The sequence below is a fragment of the Corynebacterium sp. KPL2838 genome, from assembly GCF_040225455.1.
Taxonomy (GTDB): Bacteria; Actinomycetota; Actinomycetes; order Mycobacteriales; family Mycobacteriaceae; genus Corynebacterium; species Corynebacterium rhinophilum.
Genome location: NZ_JBEHFT010000005.1, coordinates 109,919 through 116,498, shown reverse-complemented (window position 1 = coordinate 116,498; position 6,580 = coordinate 109,919). Strand labels below are relative to the sequence as shown.

The window sequence follows — 6,580 nt, the reverse complement described above, 5'->3', positions numbered from 1 at the left end:
GCTGGGGTGATGTGCATCTTGCCCCTGAGAAGTCCTTGGTGGCGACGGCGTGTGTTGTAGAAGTTGCGGTAGTCGACAATCAGCTGTTGGACCTGCGCCAGCGTCGTCGGGGTACGAGCATCCAAAAACCTGGTCATGGTTTGGTGCGATCGCTCGTCTTTGCCTTGCGTCGTGGGAGCAAAGCCCGCACTTGATTGAACTCCCAGGCTGGCGAGCCAGCGTTCGGTTTGCGACAGCCGGCCGCGATGGTAGGTGGCAAAGGCATCACCGTTGTCAGAGAGGACTTCTTGGGGAAGTCCGTAAGCATCAATGGCTCCACTTAGCGTGATGCGGGCATCGGTGCCGTTTTCTGGAGTTCCAAAAGCTTGGGAGCCGACGTCGAAGCGGCTGGCATCGTCGACGACTTGGTAGATAGTCACTTGCGTGTGAGGCACATCGAAGAGTCTGTAGGCAAACGCATCGATCTGCCACAGTTCATTGACTTCGCCCCTGGCAAAGTGCCTGTAGGACTTACGCGGTCGTTTACGTGCATTGATGTCAGCGACGCCAGCCTCGTGCAACCATTGTGCGATTAAAGCTCGTGACGGTGGTTGGTCGTAGCCGAGTTCGTCGAGGAAGAAGTAGAAGATTGACCATGGGCCGCAGTCTTGGCCGCGGGCTCTTAACGTACCGCGAGCTTGCAGGACCTGTTGTCGAATCTTGTCATCGTAGACCCGTCGCGGGTTCAGTGGTGCCGTGCTGTCGGGCACGATGCCAGCCCGCCCGCGTTCGGCGATACGTGCTTTGATGTTGTAGTACGTCTGCTTCGATACGCCGATGTTCTTGCAGAACTGCTGGACCGTGATGCCCTCACGGATGGGGTCGAAATCCGCTATCTTCTTGCGGAGAGTAATGGGAATTGCCATCCCCACATTGTCAAGAAGCCAGAGTCCAAAAAGTCGTTAGACATCCTGTCCATAAACTTCCTGGACTCCGCGTCAAAAAACTAACTGGACTCCGAGTCCAAAAAGTCAATGGACTCCGAGTCCAAAAAGTCACTAGACATCACAATCCTTCCTTAGCTGAGGTAGGAACTAAACCCAGGACGCTTCAAACGTCATAGACGCTGACACCACCAAGGAGGTCGCATGAACCAGTTAAAGCACCGAGCACGTGCTGGCCCCTGACACCATCACACTGCATGCTCTATCGAAAGGTAGAAACACCACTCAAACGGACTTGACCCCTTCGTGGTCCTACTGCTAGTCGGCATAGGCCTGTTTATGGTGACTAGTACAACAAAGTTTCCCATATTTGTCCCTCTTTTTATGGGACTTGTATGCACAATCGCAATTCTCACCTCTGGGAAGCCCGATCCTGCTGAATGTAGTGACGTAAACATCACGAAACAGGCGGAGTCCGAACAAAAAGGGGTCGGTTGGATTATGAGGCTAACCTCCGTTCAGGTCGTTAACTTGGTCATAGCGTGGCGGGCTTCGGGAAAAATAAAAAGCACTTGGAAAAAGGGGTGACTAGGAGATCTGGGGGAATGGTTGACATTATTCATGAAGCTCAGGACGCACACCTGTGCGCCCTATTCATCAAAGCCCACGGACACGGTGGAGACTACGAGTACGCGCGAGACGGCTCCAACAGCGCAGTCAAACACCTGCAAGCAATACTGGCAGAACTGCCCGCTACTTCCCCACTGGCCCGCGATGCCGGCATACTCGCTAAGTTCGTGCGTGCAGCACAGAGGAATTTGTCTCGGCAACGCCCTGACACAAACCGGTAGTATCACACCAAAATAACCATCATCGTTGCAACGACCCCTAGAATCCGCCCTGCTTGTTTAATCCATGAAAAGCCGTCAAAATAGAGATAGCCCTTTTCCCATAAACTATCTCCCTAGGACGCTCCCCCATGGACTATGTCTTGGCTCTCGGCGAAAACCCCGATTTTCCTTTGTGGCTTCGCGCGACGCACCTCATCAACTTTGTACTCATCGGCATGCTCTTGCGCTCCGGGCTGGAAATGCTTTCTTCCATGCCGCGCCTGTGGTGGCGCAATGACTGCGCGCCTGGCACCGAATGGCTGCGTTTTACCAAGCGCAAGCTGCCCAAGGAAGAGGGCGTATATACCTCTTTGATGGACGAGCTTTCGTGGTCACCGGTCGTGGCTCTGCCGGGCCGCGAAAACATTGGCCTGGGCCGCCACTGGCACGGCCTTTCGGTCATGTTGTGGGTCCTCAATGGCCTGGTGTATGTCGTGCTGCTCTTTGCCACCGGCCTGTGGCAGCGCCTCATCCCCACGTCCTGGGACATCATCCCGGAGGCTTGGGATACCTTCAAGGTCTATATCAGCCTCAGCGCCCCCGGCATCGAGCACTTCACGCCCTACGATGCCCTCCAGCAGCTTGCCTACGCCTTCGTCATCTTCATCGTCGCGCCCTTCATGATGGTGACCGGCCTGGGGATGTCGCCGGCCATCCGCGTGCGCTTCCCGTGGTTTGTAAAGATGCTGGGCGGCCATCAAGGTGCGCGGTCGCTGCACTTTATCGGCATGGTCTTGATGTCCGCGTTCATCCTGGTCCACGTGGTGCTGGTCTTCTTCGTGCACCGCGAGTACAACATGGTCCACATCGTCTTCGGTGACGTCTCCACCGAGCGCTATGTGCAGGCCTTTACCACCGTCGTCATCACCATCGTGGCGGTCATCATCTTCTGGATTGCCCTGTCCTATTGGACCTTGGCGGACCGCGTCCGGGCACATAACTTCTTGGTCTCGTTCACCGAAATTGGCCGCAAGCTTTCGCTGAACCACTTCCACCCGCGCAAGCCCAAGGAAACCAAGGACTCGCCGATGCCCATTTCCTCCTTCCACTGGACCAACGGCCTGCCGCCGACGGAGAAGGAGTCCCCGGAGTGGACCGAGTACAAGCGCAATGGCTGGGAGGACTACGCCATTACCGTGGCAGATGATGTCAACGGCACCGAAAAGACCGTCACCCTTGAGGAATTGCGCGAGCTGCCGCAGACGTCCTACATCGCCACGCATACCTGCATGCAGGGATGGTCTGCGACCTCCAAGTGGGGAGGACCCAAGCTTGCCGATGTCCTCGAGCTACTCTGCCCCCGCCCCGAAGGCGCCAACTACGTGCTCATCGAGTCCTATGGCTTGGCGCAAAAGATGTACGATAACCGCCCGCGCGAGCCTTTCTACGCGGCCTTCGATATCGAGACTGCTATGGAGGATCAGTCCATTTTGGCGATTTCGCGCAATGACCAGGACATCGATCTGCACTTGGGCGCCCCAGTGCGCGCCCGCGTGGAATCGAACCACGGGTATAAGGCAGTGAAGTGGGTATCGCGGATTGCTTGGATTGGTGATTACGCCGACTACGGCGATGGCCGCGGCGGCACCCGCGAGGATTCCGCGCTCCAGGCCTTCAACGGCCGCATCTAATACCGAAGGATTAGAATCTGTTTCTATGACTGATAAACCTTCTGTCACCGAAACCCGCATCGCCATCGATGGCATCCGCAATGACAATGACGTGCGCAAGTGCCTGCAAAAGCTCTACGGTATCTTTGCTGATACGGGAATGGGCCAAGCCACCTTCGAGATGACCGGGGATGCCACCGCGGATGTCGTCATCAAGCACGCTGAGTCCGTCTCGGTGGACCCGGAGGTCATTGATGCGGCGGTGCGCAAGGCGGGGCCGTACCGCCTGGCCTAATCGATGCGCGGCGGCTCGTAGCCGTCCTCTTTAAGCCACGCGATATGCGGTGGGGTATTCATGCCCCACTCGCTGCGCGCCCACGCAAAGGTCTGGCGCACCTCGGCCTCGGAATAACCGCCATCGCGCAGGTACTGCCGGAAGCCATTCGGCCCGGAATCTTTGATCCAGAGCCAGACGTAGTCGTCGAGGGAGTCATCGGCAAGCAAGCTTTCTAAGCCCGCCGGAACGAACTCGCGCTCGGCGCGCACGCGGTCCGCCAAGTCCTCGTCGAGGAAATCGTAGAGGTAGTCCATCGCGTCCTCGAGCTCGGCATAGTGTTGTGGATCCATGGGCTAAATCTCCCGGTGCTTAGTGCCGATGACCATGCGGTCGATCTCTTCCAGTATCTCATCCACGATGGCCGGATTGAAGGCCCGATCCTTGCGCAGGACTAGGAGCTCGCTCTGCGCGGCGTTCAGCGCGGTGCGCCGGGCCTCCAGCGCGACGCGGCGGGCCTCCTCGGCGCGCTGCTTGCGCTCGTCGTTATTCTCGGCGGGGTTTTCGCCATCGCCCAGGCGGTCCTCAAACCACTGGATGACGTTGGCGGAAATTTCCGGATCGACCGTTTCGGCCTCGCCGGTGGCATCGTCTTCCGGGCGGAATTGCGATAGCGCATCGATGCTGGCGGCGCGCGCCCGCGAGACCACCGCGGCGCGCATCTTATCGTTGGCGGCCTGAGAGGCCTCAGTGAGATCGAGCTGCCTCATCAGCCACGGCAGCAGCAGGCCGGGCAGCACCATGGTGACCAACAGGACGGTCAGGGCGATAACGGCTAGCTCGTGGTGGAAGGCGAAGACGCCGGTAGGAATGGATAGAACCAGCGCCAAGGTCACCAGGCCGCGCATGCCGGACCAAGTCATCAGCAGCACCTCCTGCATCCGCAGCGGGGCAACGTGCGGGCGCCCGCGCGAGACGTTGAGGCGGTAGTAGAAGAACATCCACACAAAACGCACCACGAAGGCCACCAGCGAGAGGATCACGCCGACCATGACGGAGTGCCACAAATCCGAGCCGACCTCCGCGATGGCCGTATTAACCGTCAGCCCGATTAGGCCGAACGCGACGCCGGTAAACAGCAGCTCCATGGTCTCCCAGAAAGACTGGCCGGAAAGCCGGTCCTCGGCCTGGATATCAGCGCGCGAGTTGAGCTCGACGGCGGCGATGACCACGGCGATAACACCGGAGGCTTTTAATTCCTCGGCCACGAGGAAGGTGGCGAAAGGAACCACCCAGGTCAGGGCGTTGCGCGCGACCACATCGTGGACGCGGGTAATAAACAGCGCCGTCAGCCGCCCGATGAGCCAACCAATGGCAAGCGCGACAACGGAAGAATAAAGGAAGCTCAGCACACCGCTACCAAAGGAGATATCGCCGCCCTGGGTCACGGCGGCGAGCGCGAGGTGGAAGGCGACGATGGAGGCGGCATCGTTAAACAGCCCCTCCGTTTGCAAGGTGGTGATGATGCGGCGCGGGATGCCGGCGGGCTCGGCCACCGCGTCCACGGCCACGGGGTCCGGCGGGGCGATGGCCGCGCCGATGAGAATGGCGGCGGCGATGCTAATCCCCGGCAGGAATGCGTAGGCGGTCGCGCCCACGGCCAGGGTGGTGGCGACGACAAGCAGCACGGACAGGCTCAGGATGGTCACCCACTGCCCGCGAATCACGCCCCAGGACGTGCGCCGCGCCAGCGCCCACAATAGCGGCGGCAAGAAGATGGGAAGGATGAGCTCGGTGGGGATGTCGAATTGCGGCAGCCCCGGCACGAAAACGGCGCAGGCGGTAATAATCGTCAGCAGCGCGGGCCAGGGCAGCCCGACCCTATCGCCGATCGCAACGACGAAGACGGTCAGCAGCATGAGCCCGATGAGAACCAGTAAAACTTCCATGGGCTCGATAGTATTACGGCCGCCAAATATACGGCTCGCGGCTCAATTCCTCCGGCCGGAATTGCGCGAGGAGCTCGGCGGCGGTCTCTGCCTCATAGCCCAAAGACTGCGCCAGCTGCTTGACGATACCCCTCGGCTCCCCCATCTCCCGCATCGTCACCGCACCATCGCGCTTGGCCAGGCGCTTGCCCGCGGTATTCAGGACCAGCGGCACGTGCACGTAGCTCGGCGGTGCAATCCCCAATAAGGAGGCCAGGTAGGCCTGTCGCGGGGCGGAGGATAAGAGATCATCGCCGCGGACCACCTGGTCGATGCCCTGGTAGGCATCATCAACGACCACCGCCAGGTTATAGGCCCAGCCGCCGTCCTGCCCGCCGCGGCGCAGGATAAAATCATCGACGTCACCGGTGTAATCGCCGTGCAGGGCGTCGTGGATGGTGAAGGTGGAGACGTCTGCGCGCAGGCGCAGCGCCGGCTGACGGTTCTCGGCGGCGAGCTGGGCGCGTTTGGTGGCACGTTGGGCATCGGAAAGCGCGCGGCAGGTGCCCGGGTACTGGCCCGGAATAGCGTGCGGGGCGCGGGAGGCTTCGCGGATATCCTTGCGCGAGCAGTAGCACTCGTAGACCGGCAGCTTCTGGAGCGCCGCGGCATAGGCGGCCTCGCGATCCTGCTGGTAGATGACCTCGCCATCCCACTCCAGCCCCAGGGCCGCAAGGTCCGCAAGCTGGCGCTCGGCCGCCGCGCGGGAGGAGCGCTGCTTATCGATGTCTTCCACCCGCACCACAAACCTGCGCCCCGTCGACCGCGCGTAGAGCCACGCCAGAAGCGCCGTGCGCAGGTTGCCAAAGTGCAGATCGCCAGAAGGGCTCGGGGCGTAGCGGCCCGCCCCGGTGGTCGCGGAATTCATATTCCCAGCATACGGTTTGGCACAATA

Annotated in this window: 6 protein-coding genes; 2 read left to right on the top strand and 4 right to left on the bottom strand. The window is 60.3% G+C overall.

Translation table 11 applies throughout. The annotated features are described in order from the left end of the window. On the bottom strand, positions 1-905 hold a 905-nt coding region (locus ABRP98_RS03310), incomplete at its 3' end, for a DDE-type integrase/transposase/recombinase (RefSeq protein WP_349857476.1). Between the two features lie 997 nt (positions 906-1,902). Here ABRP98_RS03310 and ABRP98_RS03305 point away from each other — a divergent pair. Together ABRP98_RS03305 and ABRP98_RS03300 are read left to right on the top strand one after the other, a co-directional pair. After that, complete coding sequence (locus ABRP98_RS03305; protein ID WP_349857475.1) at positions 1,903-3,444, top strand: molybdopterin-dependent oxidoreductase; 1,542 nt, start codon at positions 1,903-1,905, stop codon at positions 3,442-3,444. Positions 3,445-3,469: 25 nt separating this feature from the next. Beyond that, entirely contained in the window at positions 3,470-3,718 is a 249-nt protein-coding gene (locus tag ABRP98_RS03300; protein WP_349857473.1) for a hypothetical protein, read from the top strand. Here the strand turns inward: ABRP98_RS03300 and ABRP98_RS03295 are convergent. Genes ABRP98_RS03295 through gluQRS form a run of 3 tightly spaced genes read right to left on the bottom strand, consistent with a single transcriptional unit; the run spans position 3,715 to position 6,553 of the window. Further along, complete coding sequence (locus ABRP98_RS03295; protein WP_005276440.1) at positions 3,715-4,050, bottom strand: hypothetical protein; 336 nt, start codon at positions 4,048-4,050, stop codon at positions 3,715-3,717. The genes ABRP98_RS03300 and ABRP98_RS03295 overlap by 4 nt on opposite strands. Positions 4,051-4,053: 3 nt before the next feature. Continuing rightward, entirely contained in the window at positions 4,054-5,646 is a 1,593-nt protein-coding gene (locus tag ABRP98_RS03290) for a cation:proton antiporter (protein ID WP_284771133.1), read from the bottom strand. A gap of 13 nt (positions 5,647-5,659) precedes the next feature. Next, positions 5,660-6,553, bottom strand: a complete 894-nt coding sequence (gene gluQRS / locus ABRP98_RS03285) for a tRNA glutamyl-Q(34) synthetase GluQRS (RefSeq protein ID WP_502878780.1) — start codon at positions 6,551-6,553, stop codon at positions 5,660-5,662. Positions 6,554-6,580 lie beyond the last annotated feature (27 nt).